The 17,757-nt window shown below is 69.9% G+C and carries 13 protein-coding genes and 5 pseudogenes; 12 read left to right on the forward strand and 6 right to left on the reverse strand.

Features of this window, described 5'->3' with window-relative positions:
* The first annotated feature begins 23 nt into the window (after positions 1-23).
* The 3 genes from BMG523DRAFT_RS17970 to BMG523DRAFT_RS17980 are packed head-to-tail and all read left to right on the forward strand — an operon-like array spanning position 24 to position 3,702.
* Complete coding sequence (locus BMG523DRAFT_RS17970; protein ID WP_023841854.1) at positions 24-1,031, forward strand: ABC transporter permease; 1,008 nt, start codon at positions 24-26, stop codon at positions 1,029-1,031.
* Positions 1,028-1,888: an ABC transporter permease gene (locus BMG523DRAFT_RS17975; RefSeq protein ID WP_011436537.1), complete on the forward strand. Its 861-nt coding sequence runs from the start codon at positions 1,028-1,030 to the stop codon at positions 1,886-1,888. The genes BMG523DRAFT_RS17970 and BMG523DRAFT_RS17975 overlap by 4 nt, the downstream gene beginning before the upstream one ends.
* Positions 1,885-3,702, forward strand: a complete 1,818-nt coding sequence (locus BMG523DRAFT_RS17980; protein WP_023841855.1) for an ABC transporter ATP-binding protein — start codon at positions 1,885-1,887, stop codon at positions 3,700-3,702. Before BMG523DRAFT_RS17975 ends, BMG523DRAFT_RS17980 begins: the two co-directional genes overlap by 4 nt.
* Positions 3,703-3,740: 38 nt before the next feature.
* Here BMG523DRAFT_RS17980 and fabG read toward each other — a convergent pair whose 3' ends face one another.
* The 3 genes from fabG to BMG523DRAFT_RS17995 form a co-directional block, all read right to left on the reverse strand.
* Positions 3,741-4,445, reverse strand: a complete 705-nt coding sequence (gene fabG / locus BMG523DRAFT_RS17985; RefSeq protein ID WP_011436539.1) for a 3-oxoacyl-ACP reductase FabG — start codon at positions 4,443-4,445, stop codon at positions 3,741-3,743.
* 82 nt (positions 4,446-4,527) lie between these two features.
* Complete coding sequence (locus BMG523DRAFT_RS17990) at positions 4,528-5,532, reverse strand: AfsA-related hotdog domain-containing protein (protein ID WP_023841856.1); 1,005 nt, start codon at positions 5,530-5,532, stop codon at positions 4,528-4,530.
* A 287-nt stretch (positions 5,533-5,819) separates the two neighbouring features.
* Positions 5,820-9,035 carry a BTAD domain-containing putative transcriptional regulator gene (locus BMG523DRAFT_RS17995; RefSeq protein ID WP_083494866.1) on the reverse strand — a complete coding sequence of 1,072 codons (3,216 nt, stop codon included), beginning with the start codon at positions 9,033-9,035 and terminating at the stop codon, positions 5,820-5,822.
* A 954-nt stretch (positions 9,036-9,989) separates the two neighbouring features.
* Between BMG523DRAFT_RS17995 and BMG523DRAFT_RS18000 the strand changes: the two are divergent.
* The 3 genes and pseudogenes from BMG523DRAFT_RS18000 to BMG523DRAFT_RS26650 all read left to right on the forward strand — a co-directional run.
* Positions 9,990-10,151 (forward strand): annotated as a pseudogene (locus BMG523DRAFT_RS18000) (transposase family protein); the annotation flags it as partial.
* A gap of 185 nt (positions 10,152-10,336) precedes the next feature.
* Positions 10,337-10,501 (forward strand): annotated as a pseudogene (locus tag BMG523DRAFT_RS26645) (IS110 family transposase); the annotation flags it as partial.
* An 8-nt stretch (positions 10,502-10,509) separates the two neighbouring features.
* Positions 10,510-10,815, forward strand: coding sequence for a hypothetical protein (locus BMG523DRAFT_RS26650; protein ID WP_235463215.1), 306 nt, complete (start codon positions 10,510-10,512; stop codon positions 10,813-10,815).
* Between the two features lie 113 nt (positions 10,816-10,928).
* On the opposite strand, the gene BMG523DRAFT_RS18010 is transcribed toward BMG523DRAFT_RS26650, so the two are convergent.
* Positions 10,929-11,732 carry a GntR family transcriptional regulator gene (locus BMG523DRAFT_RS18010; protein WP_051623933.1) on the reverse strand — a complete coding sequence of 268 codons (804 nt, stop codon included), beginning with the start codon at positions 11,730-11,732 and terminating at the stop codon, positions 10,929-10,931.
* Positions 11,733-11,855: 123 nt separating this feature from the next.
* Here BMG523DRAFT_RS18010 and BMG523DRAFT_RS25985 point away from each other — a divergent pair, with 123 nt between their 5' ends.
* Both BMG523DRAFT_RS25985 and BMG523DRAFT_RS18015 read left to right on the forward strand, forming a co-directional pair.
* The gene (locus BMG523DRAFT_RS25985) at positions 11,856-12,080 is read left to right on the forward strand and encodes a hypothetical protein (RefSeq protein ID WP_023842092.1); all 225 of its coding nucleotides are present in this window, start codon (positions 11,856-11,858) and stop codon (positions 12,078-12,080) included.
* Complete coding sequence (locus tag BMG523DRAFT_RS18015) at positions 12,077-12,631, forward strand: hypothetical protein (protein WP_023842091.1); 555 nt, start codon at positions 12,077-12,079, stop codon at positions 12,629-12,631. Before BMG523DRAFT_RS25985 ends, BMG523DRAFT_RS18015 begins: the two co-directional genes overlap by 4 nt.
* A gap of 15 nt (positions 12,632-12,646) precedes the next feature.
* Here BMG523DRAFT_RS18015 and BMG523DRAFT_RS18020 read toward each other — a convergent pair whose 3' ends face one another.
* Both BMG523DRAFT_RS18020 and BMG523DRAFT_RS18025 read right to left on the reverse strand, forming a co-directional pair.
* Positions 12,647-13,612, reverse strand: a complete 966-nt coding sequence (locus tag BMG523DRAFT_RS18020; protein WP_023842090.1) for a D-alanine--D-alanine ligase — start codon at positions 13,610-13,612, stop codon at positions 12,647-12,649.
* A gap of 28 nt (positions 13,613-13,640) precedes the next feature.
* Positions 13,641-14,840, reverse strand: a complete 1,200-nt coding sequence (locus tag BMG523DRAFT_RS18025) for a PLP-dependent aminotransferase family protein (protein WP_043591715.1) — start codon at positions 14,838-14,840, stop codon at positions 13,641-13,643.
* A 191-nt stretch (positions 14,841-15,031) separates the two neighbouring features.
* Here BMG523DRAFT_RS18025 and BMG523DRAFT_RS23500 point away from each other — a divergent pair.
* The 4 genes and pseudogenes from BMG523DRAFT_RS23500 to BMG523DRAFT_RS23505 all read left to right on the forward strand — a co-directional run.
* Positions 15,032-16,547, forward strand: a pseudogene (locus BMG523DRAFT_RS23500) (Hsp70 family protein); the annotation flags it as partial.
* Between the two features lie 287 nt (positions 16,548-16,834).
* Positions 16,835-17,026, forward strand: a pseudogene (locus tag BMG523DRAFT_RS18040) (hypothetical protein); the annotation flags it as partial.
* A gap of 74 nt (positions 17,027-17,100) precedes the next feature.
* Entirely contained in the window at positions 17,101-17,424 is a 324-nt protein-coding gene (locus BMG523DRAFT_RS18045; protein WP_035734471.1) for a type II toxin-antitoxin system PemK/MazF family toxin, read from the forward strand.
* Between the two features lie 225 nt (positions 17,425-17,649).
* A pseudogene (locus BMG523DRAFT_RS23505) lies at positions 17,650-17,757 on the forward strand (IS5/IS1182 family transposase); the annotation flags it as partial.

The raw sequence follows: 17,757 nt of genomic DNA on the forward strand, positions 1-17,757 counted from the left end.
CGCGGCGGATGTCTGGAGGCGACATGCATGTCCTCGAGCAGGCGCCGGCGACGGAGGATCGCGGCCCCGCCCCCGAACCCGCGCGCCGCCGGACCGTCCTGCGACACCTGCTGCGACACCTGTTCTCCGGTGCCGCGGTACTGCTGGGCGCCGCCACGCTCACCTTCACCGCGCTGCAGCTGGCCCCGGGCGATCCGGTGGCGGTCCTGCTAGGGCCGGGAACGTCCGCCTCGCCCCAGGTACGGGCGGAAATCCAGGCAGAGTACGGTCTCGGCGAGCCGGCTCCGCTGAGGTACGTCCACTATCTCGGCCATCTCGCCCGCGGCGACCTGGGTACCTCGTATCAACTCCAGCAGCCGGTCAGCGAGGTGATCGTGGATCAGCTGCGACCCACGGCCGAACTCGCGGCCGCGGCGCTGGTGCTCGCGGTCCTGACCGGGGTGGCCATCGCCGTCGCGACCGCGGGCCGCCGACCGGGACTGCGCGCCGCGGCGATGGCCTGGGAGTCACTGGCCCTGTCCGTGCCCTCGTTCTGGGTGGGCATCGTGCTGGTGAGCGTGTTCTCGTTCCAGTTGCGGATCTTCCCCGGAGCGGGGGCCCAGGGCGCGGCCAGCCTTGTGTTGCCGTCGGTGACCCTCGCCATGCCGGCCGCCGGCGCGCTTTCCCGGACGCTGCGGGAGGGACTGGAAGCCGCCCTCGCGCAGCCGTTCGCCGCCGCCGCTCGGGCCCGCGGCCTGAGCCCCACCGGCGTCACAATGCGCCACGCCCTGCGCCACGCCGCCGCAAGCGCGCTCAACCTCGGCGGCTGGCTCGCCGGGACGCTGCTCGCCGGCACCGTCCTCGTCGAGACGGTCTTCGCCCGCCCGGGGCTCGGCGCGCTGACCGTGCACGCCGTCATCGACCGGGACATGCCCGTGGTGATGGGGGTCGTCCTCACATCGGCCCTGGTCTCGGCCGTCGTCTTCACCGTCGTGGATCTGCTGCAACGCGTCCTCGACCCGCGGCTTCGGATCGAGGTGATGGACCGGTGACCAACGTCCTGGCAGCGCCTCCGACGCTGTCTGACCGGCCCGCGCCGCGTCTCGTCGCCCGCGCGTCGACGATCCTGCTCACTGGCATCCTCCTGGTGATCGCCCTGGCGGTGACGGCACCGGGGATCCTCACGGGCGCCTCGCCGACCGTCGTCGACCCGTCAGGCGTGCTGGCAGCGCCGAGCGGCTCGCACTGGTGTGGGACCGACCAGCTCGGGCGGGACGTGTGCGCCCGGGTGCTGCATGGTGCCCGGGCGTCCCTGCTGCTCGGCGTCGGCTCCGTCGCGCTGGCCGTGGGGATCGGTGCGGCTCTGGGCCTCGCGGCGGCGCTCGGCGGGCGCCTCGTCGACCTGGTGCTCACCCGGGTGATGGATGTGCTGATCGCGATACCCCCGTTGATGCTCGCCCTCCTGGTCATCGCGGTGCTCGGGCCCGGCAGCGGCAGGACCATGATTGCCACGGTGGTGGCGCTGACGCCTCTGTACGGCCGCCTCGTCCGCGCCGAGGCGATGGTCGCCCGCCGAGCGGGTTACGTCGAGGCGGCCCGCGGACTCGGCGTCGGCCGGATGGCGCTGGTCGTGCGCCACGTGCTGCCAAACGCGCTCGGTCCGGCGCTGGCGCTGGCGACCACGGGGGTCGGCTCGGCCATCGTGTACGTGGCGGGGCTGAGCTTCCTCGGGTTGGGCCCGCAGCCCTCCACCGCGCAGTGGGGTCTGATGCTGGCGGAAGGCCGGGACTTCCTACGGTCCGCGTGGTGGGTCGGGGTGTGCCCGGGTGCGGCGCTCGCGCTGACCGTGCTCGCCGTCCAGGCCGCCGGCCGCCGGGCCCAGCAGCGGCTTGTCCGGCGCGGCGGATGAGCCCGGACGTGACCGCCGCCGAGCCGACCCTGGTCGTCGAGCGGCTGGACGTGACGTTTCGGGACGGCGTCGCCGGCGTGCGTGCGGTGCGGGACGTGTCGATCGCCGTCCGTCCCGGCGAGTGTCTCGCGGTCGTGGGCGAGTCCGGTGCCGGCAAGAGCGTGCTCGCCCGGACGCTGATCGGACTGGCCGGGCGCGGTGCGATGGTCCGTGCTGGCCGGCTGGACCTGCAGGGCGTGGATCTGACCGCCTTGACCGAACCGGGGTGGCGGGTGTTGCGAGGCCGCCGGATCGGGTTGGTGCCCCAGGACGCGTTGGCCTCCCTGGATCCGCTGCGGACGGTGGGAGCGGAGGTGGCCGAGCCCCTGCGCGTCCACCGGATCGTGGCCCGTCGCGACGTCCGCGAGCGGGCCGTCGCGACGCTTGGGCAGGTGGGGGTGCCGGAGCCGGCCCGGCGCGCCGGGCAGTACCCGCATCAGCTCTCTGGCGGTCTGCGACAGCGGGCCCTGATCGCCTCGACGGTCGCGGCCGGACCCGACCTGCTGCTGGTCGACGAACCCACGACCGCGTTGGATGCCGCCTCCCGGGAGCGGATCGTCGAGGTGCTGCGCGGCCTGGTACGCGGCGGTGTCGCCCTGCTGTTGATTAGTCACGATCTTGCCACGGTGGCCGCCGTCGCCGACCGGGTGGCGGTCATGTACGAGGGGCGGATCATCGAGCAGGGACCGGCCGTCGACGTGCTTGGCGGTCCACGGCATCCGTACACCTGCGCGTTGCTCGCGGCGGCCCCCTCGCGGCACTCGCGGGGCACCGTGCTGTCCCCGGACCTGCCGCGCCGTCCACCGGCCGGGCCGGACGGCTGCCCATACGCGGTGCGCTGCCCACTCGCCGACCACCGGTGCCGCGAGGAACTGCCGCGCCCCGATCACCCGGGTCTCGAACCCGGCGTCCTGTGCTGGCGGCCCGGAACGGAAACGGAGCGGGCCGGACCGCCACGGGTCGTCGCCCCGGCCCGCAGGGACACCGCCGAGGCTCTCGTCGAAGCCACCGGCATCACCAAACGTTTCCGCGATCCCGACGGGGGGTGGCGGGACGCCGTCCGTGCCGTGACGTTCGAGCTTCGTGCCGCCGAGACACTCGGCGTCATCGGTGGGTCCGGGTCCGGCAAGACCACGCTGGCCCGCATCGTGCTCGGCCTGCTCGAACCGGACGAGGGTACCGTCCGGTTCGCCGGCGCGCCCTGGGTGGCGGCCGCGGCGGCGACCGCCTCGCCCAGCCGGGTACGCGAACGTGACCGCAGGCCTCGGCGGCACCGGATACAGGCCGTCCACCAGGACTGCCTGAGCTCATTCGACCCGCGTCACACCGCCGAGCGGATCGTCGGCGACGCCATGTCCGGTCCGGATCGGGGCCGGGCGCGACGAGATCGGATCGTCGCACTCCTCGACCAGGTAGGGCTGTCCGAACAGGTGCTGCGACGCCACCCTCGCGAGCTGTCCGGCGGGCAGCGTCAGCGGCTGGCGATCGCGCGTGCGCTCGCGCCGTCACCCGAGGTCCTCGTCTGCGACGAACCGGTGTCCGCGCTCGACCTGTCGGTGCAGGCCCAGATCCTCGACCTGCTGGCGGGACTGCGCGACGAACTCGGCTTGGCCCTGCTGTTCATCTCCCACGATATCGCAGTGATCCGGCACGTCAGCGACCGCGTCCTGGTGATGAAGGACGGGCAGGTGGCCGAGATCGGCGGCGCGGAGCAGGTGCTCGAGCGCCCCGCGCACCCGTACACCCGGCATCTGCTGGCCGCGGCCCGCACCTGACGGCGGCGCGGACTGTCCGCACCCGGTCGGGGTTGCGCCTACAGGCCCATCGCGATGCCGCCGCCGACGGGGAGGACGGTGCCAGTGACGTAGCTTGCCTCGTCGCTGGCGAGGAACCGGATGGCGGCGACGACCTCGTCCACTGTCCCCATCCGGCGCAGCGGGGTCATCCGCATCAGCTCCTGCCTGCGCTGTTCGGTCAGCGGCCTGGTCATGTCGGTGTCAATGATCCCCGGTGCCACCACGTTCACGGTGATGTCGCGGTTCCCGAGCTCCCACACGACGGACCGTGCCATGCCGAGGAGGGCGGACTTGGACGCGGCGTAGTTGCTCTGCCCGGGGGAGCCGAGGAAACCAAGTGCCGACGACACGCACACCACTCGCCCACGCCGGGCCGGAAGCATGCTGGCGACGGCGGCCCGGACGGCTCTGAACGCTCCGGCCAGGTTCGTGTCGACCACGGTCTCGAACTGTTCGTCGGACATCCGCAGCAGCGGGACGTCGATGGTGATGCCCGCGTTGGCGACGAGTACCTCGACCGTTCCGTGCGCCTCCTCCGCCTCTCGCAGCGCACGCTCGACGTCGCCAGGTACCCTGACGTCCGCGCGCAGACCGAGCACGCCTTCCGGGGCGGCCCCCGACCGGCCGGCGACGGCGACCCGGTCGCCCCCCTCGGCGAACGACCGTGCGGCGGCCAGGCCGATGCCCCGGCTCCCGCCCGTGATGAAGATCGATCGGCCCATCGCATTCTCCTCCCGGGCCCGCGGCGCCACCGCCGGTGCCCGTCCTCGCCCTGTGCAGCTGGCGTTGTGTGCGGCTGTGGGTTCAGTCGTCGGTGAGATGACTGGTGGGAACCGGGCAGATGGTCATGGTTCCCGCCGCGATGACGGCGTCGTTCTGCTGGAAGGACACGGCGAAGGTGGACCCGCCGACCACGTCCTCATGCTGGTGGACCGCTGCCACGGTGGTTGTCACATCCAGCTCGGCGAACCGGGTGAAGGCCAGGTCGAAGGCGACGACGGTGGCCGCGGTGGCCGGCACGCCGAGCAGGTCCGCGCCGGACCACAGGCACAGCTGCCGGGCCGCCTCGGTGAGTACCATGCCGGGGAAATGGTCCAGTGCGTGGTCGAACATGCTGCGGTTGTCGACGGGCACCCGAATGGTGGCCGTGGCCCCGCCAGCGAACTGGACGGGATCCACGAGGATTGTGTTGACGCTGCTGGCTCGCCCGACAGCGGCCGGCGCGATCGTCGCGGGCGTGGGCCGGATGTCGTCCGATGTGTGCGGCGCGCTTCCCCGGCGGAGCGCCCGCACGTGTTCGTAGGCGGAGTCAGACAGGTAGCCCACCGCGATCCGGGTGTCGCCGATGGCCACGCCGTCCAGGGAAAGCCGGATGTCGTAGGCCAGCGACCGACTGGTCGGCCGGTCGCCGACGAGTGGGCGCGTGCCGACCGCCATCGTCAGCTCGCTGGCGCCTCGGGTGCGGATGGCGAACAGCCCCGGCAGCTGCATGGACCACGACCTCAGGACGAACCGGGTGTCCCGTGCCACGCCGAAATGCACGTGGGCGCCGTAGGTCTCAGCCTGGCGTGAGCATTCCAGCAGAAGCAGTGGATCCACCGCGCCGTGTCGGACGTGGTCGGTGAAGTACGCGTGGGACGACGGCAGTTGGGCGGCAGCCAGGTAGGACGTCGCACCGGTGGGCACGGTGTCGGTCAGGAACACTTCGGAAAGCGCGTGACGGTGGATGAGGGAACGGTCGACCGTCTGCATGAAGTGCAGCTCGCGGAGAGAGTCCTCGGTGTGTGCGATCTCAGTGTCAGCCGGCATCTACGGATCCTTCGCTGGGGTCCTGCGCGGGATTTCTTCCGCTGATTGCTGCGCCCGTCGCCAGGACGGCATCTGCTTGTACTGGGCGCATATTTCCTGCGCAGGACAAAGCTACCCCGACCATCCTTTCGTGCCGCTGACGGCTGGCTGGCGGTTGACATCAGCGGGACCACGCCGGCGTATCAGACCAGTTCCGCCGAGGGGCGCATGATCAGAGGGTGAGAAAGGCCGGATGTCGCGCGGTCCGCGCACCCGGGTTGTATCAGGCACGCGGTCCAGCCGACGGTCTACGACGCTTCGTTCCGGAGGGGTTCGGCGGATGGCAAAAGGTTCGACCGGCGCGTGACCAGGGCCATAATCCTTTTCGCCTCGGCCGCGCCCAGAAGCTGCCCGGTCTCCTCCGAGATGGTGCGCAGGCGTTGTGCGCATTCGGTGGCTCGCTCGAACTCCTGCTGCTCGGCGTACATCAGCCCGAGGTCTACCAGGATCCTGCGCTGAGTGATCCGGTTGGTGCCGGCCACCAGGGCGAAGGCGTCTGCCGCGTGCAGCGCCGCGGCGGCGGCACGGCCGAAGTGGTCGTCCGCGAGCGCGATCCGGACGAGCGAGTAGGCCTTCCCGTCGGTGTAGTCGATGGCGTTTGCCCGTTCGAATGCCTGCCGGGCGCACTGGATGGATGCGGTCCAGTCCCCGCGCTCGGCGTTGATCCCCGACATGATGCAGAGGGTCTCCGCCTCAAAGGTCCGGTCACCGCACTCCTGGAAGGCGCCCAGCGCCTGCTCGGCGAACTCAAGCGCGGCCTGGTTGTCACCGACATCGTGGTGCACCAGCGCGAGCCCGTAGAGCGAGATGCTCCGGTCGTAGAAGGAGTCGATACGCGTGGAGACCTCAAGAGCCTGGGAGAAGCAGGACTTCGCAGCGTCCAGATCTCCCAACGCCTCACGTACCAGGCCCAGGTTCCTCAGGCTGTACGAGGTGATGTGATGCAGCCCGAGCTCGCCGGCGGCCCGCAGCGACGACGTGATGTAGGTCGTGGCCACAGTCATGTCGCCCTGAGCCCAGTGGATCTGGCCGAGTAGTCCAAGCGCGGCGGCCTCGGTCCGCGGGGACCCGACTTCCCGGGCGATCGCCAAGGCCTCCTGCCCGATGCGCTCGGCCTGATCGACCTGGCTGAGACTCAGATGGGCGAGACTGAGGTTGTTCAGGATGGCGGCCACCTCCTCGGACATGCCGAGGTCGGTGTGCAGGGCGACACTTTCAGCAAGGTGGTTTATCGCCTGACGATAGTCACCTAGCGTGTTATACAGGTTGGCGAGACTGCGGTGCATCGCGGCCATGCCGAGCTTGTCCTTACTCCGACCGGCCGCAATCAGACCGCCGTGCGCCGCCTCCGACCATTCAGTCCGATATCTTCCGGTCCAGAAGAACCCGCGGAGCGCATCGGAAAGATGCCAGGTCAGATGGCTTGAACAGGAACCGTCGAGCGCGCGCATACAAGCAAGGACGTTGCGCCACTCCGCGAGCAGCCAGGCCATCGCCTGGCTCTCGTCGACGAATTCCGGCGCGTCGATCACGGAGCGTGTTTCTGGCGGCAGCGGGAGCCGGAGGAACTCCACGTGCAGGATATCCACCGCGTTTCTCGTGCCGACCAGGTACCACAGGCCGAGACGGTCCACTGCCGCCGCTATCTCCTGGGCAGTGAAATGGTCGCCTGCCCGCTTGTAAGCGTATTCCCGCAGCAGGTCGTGAAACTGGTACCGGCCGGGCGCCTGCTGCTGCAGCAGGTTCGCCACCGTGAGCCTGTTCAACGAGTTGCGGGTCTGGGCTGTGCTCATGTCTGCCAGGACAGCGACGGCATTGGCCGAGAAGTCGGGCCCGGGGAAGAGCCCGGCCAGGCTGAACAACCGGCGATCGTCCGGCCCGACCGAGTCGTAGGACAGCGCGAAGGCGTTGGACACCGCCGAGACCGGGTCGTCGTCCACGGTAAGCGCCGCCAGCCGGTTGCCCGTGCGCAGGCTGTCCACGTATTCGTCGGCGTGGCCGCCCGGGAAACTGATCAGATTGGCGGCGGCGATGCGCAGGGCGAGGGGGAGATACGCACACAGCGCCACCACCTCCGGAATCAGCGCAGGATCCACCGGGACAGCGACGTTGCGCAACATGCCCTCGACGAGCTCGCGGGACTCCTCGGGGCTCAGAGTGCCCACTTGGACGACCTGCGCGCCCAGCGTGGCGACCAGGCCACCCAGGTGCCGTCGGCTGGTGATGATGACGGAGCAACCGGCGTCGCCGGGCAACAGCGGCATCACCTGGTCAATGCTCGAGGCGTTGTCGAGCATCACCAGCACGTGTCGGCCGGCGACCTTCGATCGGAACAGGTTCGCCTGCTCGGCCAGCTCGACCGGGATCTGGCCCGGCGGAACGCCGAGGCTGCGTAGGAACTGCGGCAGCACATGCTCCGGAGTGAGCGGCGGGTCCTGGCCGAGCCGCTCGTGGCTGCGCAGGTTGACGTACAGCTGCCCGTCCGGGAACGCTGGCCGCAACCGGTGGCCGAGACTTACAGCCAGCGCCGTCTTGCCGATTCCGGGCGGCCCGCACAACACGACGACCGGTACGCCCGGGCGCGTCCCAGACGGGCGCAAGGCCTCGGTGAGCTGGTCCATCAGCTCCTGCCGGCCGACGAACCCGATCGCGTCGGCGGGGAGCTGGGCCGGCACTGTGGACGGCGTCGCCGCGTCGGGTGCGGACCGATCCGGCAGGCACAGCTGCGGGTCGGACTCGAGGATCCGCCCGTGCAGGTCCCGCAGGCCGCTGCCGGGCTCGATGCCGAGCTCGTCTACCAGCAGCGTGCGCACCTGCTGGTAGACGTCCAGTGCCTCGGCCTGCCGGCCGGCCCGGTACAGGGCCAGCATCAGCAGCTCCCAGAACTTCTCCCGATAGGGATTGTCGATAGCCGCGAGGCGGATCTCGCGGACAATCTGGGCGGCTCGGTTCAAGCGCACCTCGAGCTCGAAGCGGGACTCCAGCGCGGACATCCTTTCCTCCTCCAGCGCCGCGCCCTTCTCCCGGCGCAGGGACTCGGAGGGCACGTCGGCCAGCGCGGGGCCGCGCCAGATCGCCAGCGCGTCGGTCAGCAGTTTCGCCTGAGCCTGCGGGTCCGCCGTCTCCTCGGCCCCCCTGATCAGCCGGCGGAACTGCTGCAGGTCCAGGACCGCCGTCCCGAGGTTCAGGCGGTAGCCGCTACTGACAGTGCTCAGCATCTTCGGGTCGCCCAGGAGCTGACGGAGCCGCCGAATGTACGTGTGTAGCGCTCCCCGCGGGTTCGCTGGCTGGTGGTCGTCCCACAACCAGTCGATCAGCCGATCGGAGCCGACGACGCTGCCCGCGTCCAGCAGGAGGGCTGCCAGCAGGGTGCGGAGCTTTCCGGACTCAATCGAGATGATCTCTCCTTTGAGAATGATCTCCAGAGGACCGAAGATCATGAACGCATTGATGCTGTCCACCATGCTCGTGGGCTCCTCGCTCGAACCGACCTTCAGTCTTCTGGTCTCGCTTCACTGAATGGACATGCTCCTCCTGAGGGTGGTTACGGTCCACGGGCCAGCGGGCCGAAAGGAGAGCTGAGGTCCACGCGCCACGGCTGCTTTCCAGTCGCAGGCGCCAGGCCCGATGACTCGGCGGCGATTGCAGAGACGTCTGACCAGCGCCGACTGACTCGCGAAGAGCGCGCCGGCACTCAGCGAGGCCCTTTCACTGGCTGGCTTCATGATACGAACGATCCGCGACCTTTCATGACGATGTCGCATGCACGACAGAGATATCGCATGCTACTCGCCGGGGTCGGTAAGCACCCAAAGCACTCCGTCGGCCGGCGTTTCCGAGAGATGAATAAAAATGATCTTACGACTGCCGGACCCTACCACGGTACGGCCTTCCAGGCGCGCGGCGGCGTGGGGAAGATCTCCCATCCGCTGCTATTCTCGCCGCCGACCACGGCTTACGCCAAGGTATTTTGATGGGAACCAATGTCGATCTTTCCGGGGTGTGGCCCGACTGTGCCGAACGTCACCAGATCGCGGGCGGCCCACGGGCGGCACGCGGGATTACCGTCGCGCAGCGGCGGTCTTTACGGGCCTCCGGTTCGATCGAGTTCTTCTACGAGCGACGTACCTGCAGTTCTTCGACCGACACGGACCACGCCCCCCGACGCCAGTGAGATTGATCATTGAGCCTTTTCAATCTCTGTTTGTCTGATTCTTTCGGCCGTTGAGGATCACCAATTGACGAATTGAACGGGCACTGGTTCCGGTCGTTCCGTCATCTGGCGGCGGCGATAGTTGGCCGGGCGGTGGCCGGAGGGGTGCCGTAAATAGAGAAGTCCCCGGTAGATCACAGGGTGTCTACCCCACTGTGCCCTTGACCGAGGACTTCCGTTGCTAACCTACCCTGGTGTCGTCGACCTGCCCGAGTCGACCCTGACCTTCCTNGCGGGGCTGCTGGCCGAGGATCGCGCCCAGCGNCGGACCTGGCGCAAGCTGCCCCCACCCGAGCAGGCACTCCTGGTGCTCGTCCACCTCCGCAAGGGTGAACGCTACGAGCAGCTCGCCGAGGGCTTCCAGGTCAGGTCAGTGATCATGACGGCTTGCGCCGGCACCCTGCCCTGATGAGGATGTTGGTGCCGTCCGGTCCGACGTCGTCCCTCTGTGGTGCCTGCGAGCCCGTAGGTCAGTGTGGCGCGGAGGTCCTGAGGAATCCTGTCCTGCTGCCACGAGCGCGTACCTCTTTCGTGGACCTGGTGGGGCGGGTGATGACGATCCCCGGGGTGGCCCAGCGGACGGCGCAGTGTCTGATCGCCGAGGCGGGGATGGACATGGGCCGCTTCCCGACCGCGGCGCATCTGGCGTCCTGGGCGGGGATCTGTCCGGGTAACCACGCCTCCGGTGGGAAGGCCCGGTCGGGTCGTAGCCGTCAGGGGTCGACGTGGCTGCGGACCGCGCTCACCGAGGCGGCGCACGCCGCCGCCCAGACACGCGGGACACCTATCTGGCCGCGCACTACGCCCAGATCCGGGGCCGCCGTGGCGTCCAGAAAGCCGTGGGGGCGATCCGCCACGACATTCTGATCGCCTACTGGCACATCGTCCACGACGACACCGTCTACCGGGACCTCGGCCCTGAATGGATGCGGCGCCGGCACAGCACGGAAGCCCAGCAGAAACGCCTCGTCGCCCAACTCGAGAAACTCGGCCTGAAAGTAACCATCGAACCCGAACAGCCCGCCGCCTGACCACCCAGGAGGAATAGCCACAACCGAACAGCCACGCTGTGACGCCGGGCCCGACCACCCGGCGCGGTCAGCCACGCCCGCAACCGACCCAGCCCACACCGGAAATCCTCACCTCAGAGGGCGGCTGGTCGGTTTTCCGCGCTGGCGGGTGCGGTGGGCCAGGCGGCGGTGTCGTCGCGGGTGATCGGCTGGCCGGTGACCTCGAAGCGGTGTCCGTCGAGGTAGGTGATCGTGACTTCGACGGGGCGTCCGCTGGTGCCGCTGATCGAGATGCGGGTGAGGACGAGCAGCGGGGTGCCGCGGGAGACGCCGAGGTCGCGGGCCTGCTCGGGGGTAGCCGCGGCGGCGCCGACGCGGGGGTGCCAGGTGAGGGGGCCGTGGCCGAAGTCGTGTTCGAGCCGCTCGTAGATACCTCCGGGTCCGGTGGAGGCGGCTTCGAGGATGGTGCCGCGGGCGAGCGCGGCGGGAAGGTAGGAGTCGGCGATCTGGACCGGGTGGCCGTCGGGGCCGACGATCCGGTGGCGTTCCAGCACATCGCTACCGATGGGGACGTCGAGGAGGCGGGCGATGTGTGGGGGCGCGGGCAGCCAGCGGCGGGNGGGNGGCGCAGTGGGTCGCCAGTGGCCGGCGGCGGCGTTGAAGATGTAGCCGAGTTCGTTGCGGCGGACCTGGCTGCCGACGTCGACGGGCTGCGGGGGTGCGGTGGGGTCGAGGACGAGGGCGCCGGAGCGGTCGGCGATGCGGATGCGGCCTTCGAGGGCCAAGAGGCCGAGGGCTTCGGTCAGGACGCCGCGGCCGACGGAGAACTCCGCGGTCAGCTGGCTGTGGCCGGGCAGGCGGCTGCCCACGGGGTAGGGGGTGGGGTCGGCGTCGAGGCGCCGGCGTAGCTCGGCGGCGATCTCCTCATATCTGGGCATACCGGCACTCCTCGTCACTCAAACTGTACCGGTACTGTTTTCGATCTCTCGATAGGATCACTCTTCCTGTACCGGTACAGCCGACGTTACCAGCGTGTAACGCCACGACGGGTGAGGTGTTCGATGCCAGCTGATCACTACCAGGAGTCGACGTACGGCGATGCGATCGCCGACACCTACGACGACCTCTACGGCACCTTCGCCGCGGACCCCGTGCAGATCAAGGTGCTCGCCGCGTTCGCCGGGGACGGCCCGGCGGTCGAGGTCGGCTCGGGCACCGGCCGGGTCGCGCTCCCCTGGCCCGCGCGGGGGTCCCGGTCGTCGGGATCGACGCTTCCGGGGAGATGACCCGCCAACTGCACCGATCCGCCGTGGCAGAGGGGCTTGCGGTCACCGCGGTCGAAGCCGACGCGGCGACCTTCACCGTCGCCGACCCGGTCCCCCTGGTCTATGCCGTGTTCAACACGTTCTTCCTCCTCGCCGACCGCGACGTCCAATCCCGGTTCCTGGCGCAGGCCGCGAAGGCCCTCGGCGACGGCGGATCGCTGGTGCTGGAGACGTTCGTGCCCCGGCCGGGGCGGCTGCCGGACGGGGCGCATCCCGGCATGTTCCCCGCCGACTCGGCCGTGGTGGTCAAGCAGCGCAGCACCGAGCGTGTGGTGCTGTTCGCCGCCACGAACACTCCCACCGCCCGCACCTTCGACTACCACGAGATCGTGCTGGCCGACGGTGCGCCGGTCCGGATGTACCCGGGTCGGATGCTCTACCTGTGGCCCGAGGAGATCGACGCCTTGGCGGCAGCCGCGGGTCTCCGACTCGCGTACCGGTGGGGCGACTGGGACGCCACCGCCTACGACCCCAACGCCGCCCGCAAGCACGTCTCGGTGTACCGCCGCTGAACGACGGTCCCGCGCTCAGCCGCGAGCGGCGTCGCGGCGGTCGTAGGCGTGGGCTGCGAGGTCGCGGCAGACCACGGCGAAGTCGAGACCGGCGGCGTGCAGCCCCATCGGCCAGGTGCTCGTGTCGGTCATGCCGGGGGCGACGTTCACCTCCAGGAACTGCGCGACCCCGTTCCCGTCGACGATCAGGTCGGTGCGGGACAGGTCTCGCAGGCCCAGCACCCGGTGCGCCGTGAGCGCGGTCTCGGCGGCGGCGCGCAGGATCTCCTCGCTGAGGCGGGCCGGGGTGAAGAACGAGGTGGCACCCGCGGTGTACCGGGCCGCGTAGTCGTACACCCCCGCCCTCGGCTCGATCTCGACGGCCGGCAGTGCGACCGGCCCCTCCCCGGTGTCGACGACCCCGATGGCGATCTCGACCCCGGCGACGGCCTGTTCGATCAGCGCCGAGTCGTGGTAGCCGAAGCAGCTCATCAGCGCCTCAGCGAGTTCACCCGCGTCCTCGACGCGCGTTACGCCGAACGCCGACCCTCCCGCGCGGGGCTTGACCACGACGGGCAGTCCCAGGCGGGCGACGATCCGCTCGATCAGCGCGGCGGCCCCCAGATCGTGAAAGGCCTCGCGGGGCAGCGTCACCGCCGCCGGGGTCGCCACCCCCGCCGCGGCGACCGCCGCCTTCGCTGTCGCCTTGTCGAACGCCACCCGGCACGCCGGGGGCAGGGCGCCGACGTAGGGCAGGTCGTACAGATCCAGCACTTCGCGGATCGTGCCGTCCTCCCCCGAGGTCCCGTGTAGTACCGGGAACACCACGTCGGGCGGGTCGGCAGCCAGCGCGGGCAGCGTCGCGGCGTCGACATCCGCCAGCTCGGCCTCGACCCCGATGCGGGCCAGCGCGTCGCGCAGCTTCCCCCCCGAATGCAGGGAGACCTCCCGCTCGGGGGACAGCCCGCCGGCGAGGATCAGCACACGGCCCAGATCAGTCATCGTCGGATCCTTCACGGTGTCGGGCATATCAGGGACGGGAGGGGTGGGAACCGAAGGTGTCACGCAGGGCCAGCTCGTCGCGCACGACCGCGCTGAGGCGACCGACCCCCTCCCGGATACGCTCCGGGGACGGGTAGCAGTACGACAACCGCATGCTGATACCACCCGACCCGTCGGCGTAGAACCCGACCCCGGGCACATAGGCCACCCGGGCGGCGATCGCCCGCGGCAACATCGCCTTCGTGTTCACCCCGTCCGGCAGCGTCAACCACACGAAGAACCCCCCGTCCGGCCGAGTCCAGGACGCACCGGCGGGCATCGCCTCGTCCAGGGCGTCGAGCATGGCGTCGCGGCGCTCCCGGTACATCTCCCGGAACGCCTTCACCTGCTCCGTCCACGGCTGCGTCGCCAGATACCGCTCCACCGCCAGCTGCGTGAACATCGACTGCGACAGGATCGCCGACTCCGCCGCCAACACCAGCCGCGCCGTCACCGCCGGCGGAGCCAGCGCCCACCCCACCCGCAGCCCCGGCGCCAACGTCTTCGAGAACGACCCCAGATACACCACGTCGTCCGCCGCGTCGGCGCGCATCGCCCGCACCGGCTCACCCGTGAACGACAGCAACCCGTACGGGTTGTCCTCCACCACCAGCACCCCCGCCCGGCGGCACAGCTCGATCACCTCGGACCGCCGCGGCGCCGTCAGCGTGATCCCCCCGGGATTCTGAAACGTCGGCACCGTGTACAGCAACTTCACTTGGGCACCGTCCGCGGCCAGCCGCGCCAACATCTCCGCAAGCGCGCCCGGCGACAGGCCGTCGCCATCCATCGGCACATGCACGATCCGCGCCTGATAGGCCGCGAACGTGTTGATCGCCGTCACGTAGGTCGGCCCCTCGGTGACGACCACGTCGCCCGGGTCGATGAACACGCGGGTGAGCAGATCCAGCGCCTGCTGCGACCCGGCGGTCACCACCACATTGTCAGGGTGGGCGTCGGTGATGCCCTCCATCGCCATCACGTCACAGATCCGCGCCCGCAACCCCGGATCGCCCTGCGCCGAGCCGTACTGCAGCGCCACCGCACCCCGGCTGCGCACCAGCTCCGAGACCGTCGCCGCGACCGCCTCCAACGGAAGGACGTCCACCGGGGGCATGCCGCCGGCGAGTGACACGATCTCGGGACGGGATGCCACCGCGAACAACGCCCGAACCTCGCTCGCGATCATCCCCTGAGCACGCTGGGCGTACTGATCCCGCCACCGATCGAGAGTCACGCTCCGCGACACTACCTGCCGTACCCACCTCACCGCACACCAAGCCGCGACCACCACGACGATCGCCATCCGCCCTGCCAGTCCTCGACGCCATCACGATCATCCTATCGAGGCGTCGCTACGACCGTTTGACCCCGCCCTCCACTGTCCGGTCCGTCACCCGCCGCCTGGGCGCCGGCTGGAGCGTCGACATCGACGGCGATAGGTACCTCGCGCAGCAGATCCTCGCCTTCCTGCTGTCCGATCTCGTTCGCGGTGCCGAGGCCCACCTCGGCGAGGCCGTGGGCTCGGCCGTCATCTCGGTCCCCGTGACCGCCGGCTACCCGCTGCGGCGGGCGGCGGCCGAAGCCGCGGCGATCGCCGGCCTGAGAGCCGAGCTGCTCATCAGCGGCCCCACCCTGACGGGCCTCGCCTACGCCCACGACAAGGGAGACCGGGAACAGACGATCCTGGTCTTCGATCTTGGCGGTGGCACCCTGGACGTGTCGGTGCTGGAGCTCGGGGACGGTGTGGTCGACGTGAAGTCGACGGCGGGCGACCCGGGCCTCGACGGCGGGCGACCCGGGCCTCGGCGGCGACGACTGGGACCAGCGGATCATCGATCATCTGGTCAGGACCTTCCAGGGCCGGCACGGCGTCGACCTCGGCACGGACAGGACGGCGCTGGAGCGGCTACGGGAGGCCGCCGAGAAGGCCAGGATCGAACTGTCGCAGTCCACCCAGACCTCGATCACCCTGCCCTACCTCACCACCTCGGCCGAGGGCCCGCTGCACCTGGATGTGACCCTAACGCGGGCCGAGTTCCAGCGAATGACCCAGGATCTGATCGACCGCTGTCGGATCCCGTTCCGGCAGGCCGTCAAGGACGCCGGGATCAAGGCCAGCCGAATCGACCACGTCGTGCTCATCGGCGGCTGCACCCGGATGCCGGCCGTCGTCGACCTGGTGCGCGAGCTGACCGGCGGCAAGGAGCCGAACAAGAGCGTCAACCCCGACGAGGTCGTCGCCGTCGGCGCCGCGCTGCGGGCCGGTATCAGGATGGGGGAGGTCAGGGACGTCTTTGACCTCGATGTCATTCCGCTGTCCCTGGGCGTCGAGACCGAGGGCGGCGCCATGACCACGTTGATCGAGCGCAACACCACGATCCCGACGAAGCGCTCCGACATCTTCACGACGGCCGAGGACAACCAGCCGTCCGTGCGGATCCAGGTGCTCCAGGGCGAGCACGAGATGGCGGCCCACAACAGGAAGCTCGACAGGTTCGAACTCACCGGCCTGCCCGCGGCGCGGCGCAACGTGCCGCGGATCGAGGTAACCATCGACATCGACGGCGACATGTACGTCTCGGCGAAGGACCTCGGCACCGGCCGGGAGCTGTCGGCGCAACTCGGCGCGGACACCGCGCTGTCGCGACAGGACCTCGACCGGATGACGGCGATCGCGCGCAGGCAGTTCGACCAGGACCGCCGACGCCGCGAGGAGGCCGAGACCCGCAACCAGGCCGAGTCACTGGCCCACGCGGCCGAACGACTCCTCGCCGAGCGCGGGAGCCGGTCCAGAGCCGCCGCCCGCGCCGACGTCGAACGAGGGCTCGCCACACTGCGCGCTGCCCTCGCCGGCAGCGACCCCGCCGCGATCCGCGCCGCCGCCGAGGACCTGCGAAGACGGCTCCGACGCACCGCAGGCACACCCGAACTGCTCAAACGACCCTGGCGGCGCGCCGGACGTACGGAACCTTGATCGCGGCAGTCGGCGTACTGCGCCCGAGCCGTGCGGCGTGTGCAACGCGGGTGCGGACCAAGGGCCGTCCGGACTACCTAAAGATGCTGGTGAGACGCCTGAAACTATGCCGGCACGATCGGTACCACCCCCAGGACACACATGCCTCGATCTGCGCGTCCGCCAAACCCACCCCGACTGTTGTACGTTTGTTGTACGGTGGCCTCATGAGTGTCGGGTTCCGTCCCACCGAAGAGGACCTCCGGATCGTCGAGGCCAACCGCCGTCAGGACGAGAAGACCAGCGACGTCATCCGGCGTGCCCTGCGGCTGCTGGACCGGGAGGCGTGGGAGACGCGCGCCCGCGAGGACATGCACCGGCTGCGGAACGAGGACCTGTCCGCCGAGCCCGACGCGTGGGGGTATGACACCAACGGCAATATTGTGATCACAGGTACGAACCTCGCGGTACCAGCCAGGTCCCAGGACCAGCCCTGATCCGCGGGGCGGTATACCCGGTCGACCTCGGCGACGCCAAGCGCGGGCATGAACAGCGGGGGCGTCGGCTCGGCCTCGTCCTGAGCATGGAACAGAACACGTGGTCCACGGTCACGATCGCTCCCACGTCGACCAGCGCGCAGGCATCCACCTTCAGACCAGAGGTGATCATTGCGGGACGGTCGACCAGGATCCTGATCGACCAGATCCGGACCATCGACAGCGCCTATGTCGCGGGTGAACTCGTGGACTACCTCTCCCGCGATGACATGGCCCAGGTCGAGCACACCCTCTCGCGCTACCTCGGCCTGCTTCGCTAACGCGTCGCCCGGTGCTCCCCGTAGATCAACCTCCCCTCACGACTGGACACCCACCGGGCATCTTGTGGACGTCCCCCCAGCAGCCTCCGCCTGGCGGGCCAGACTCTGTGGGACATCTGTGAGTGGGCGTTCTGCACGCTTTCGCCGGGTCTCAGCTTGAGTTGATCTCTGGGGTGCGGAGTTGATCGTCTTGCGTTCGCCGGCTGGCGCGTTCTGCTGGAAGACATGGCAGAACGCAAGCCGTACCCCAGTGACCTGTCCGATGAGGCGTGGGACCTGATCCGCCCGGTCCTCACCGCGTGGAAGGCCCGGCACCCCTCGGCCAGCGGGCAC

This window comes from Frankia sp. BMG5.23, from assembly GCF_000685765.2.
GTDB classification, from domain to species: domain Bacteria; phylum Actinomycetota; class Actinomycetes; order Frankiales; family Frankiaceae; genus Frankia; species Frankia casuarinae.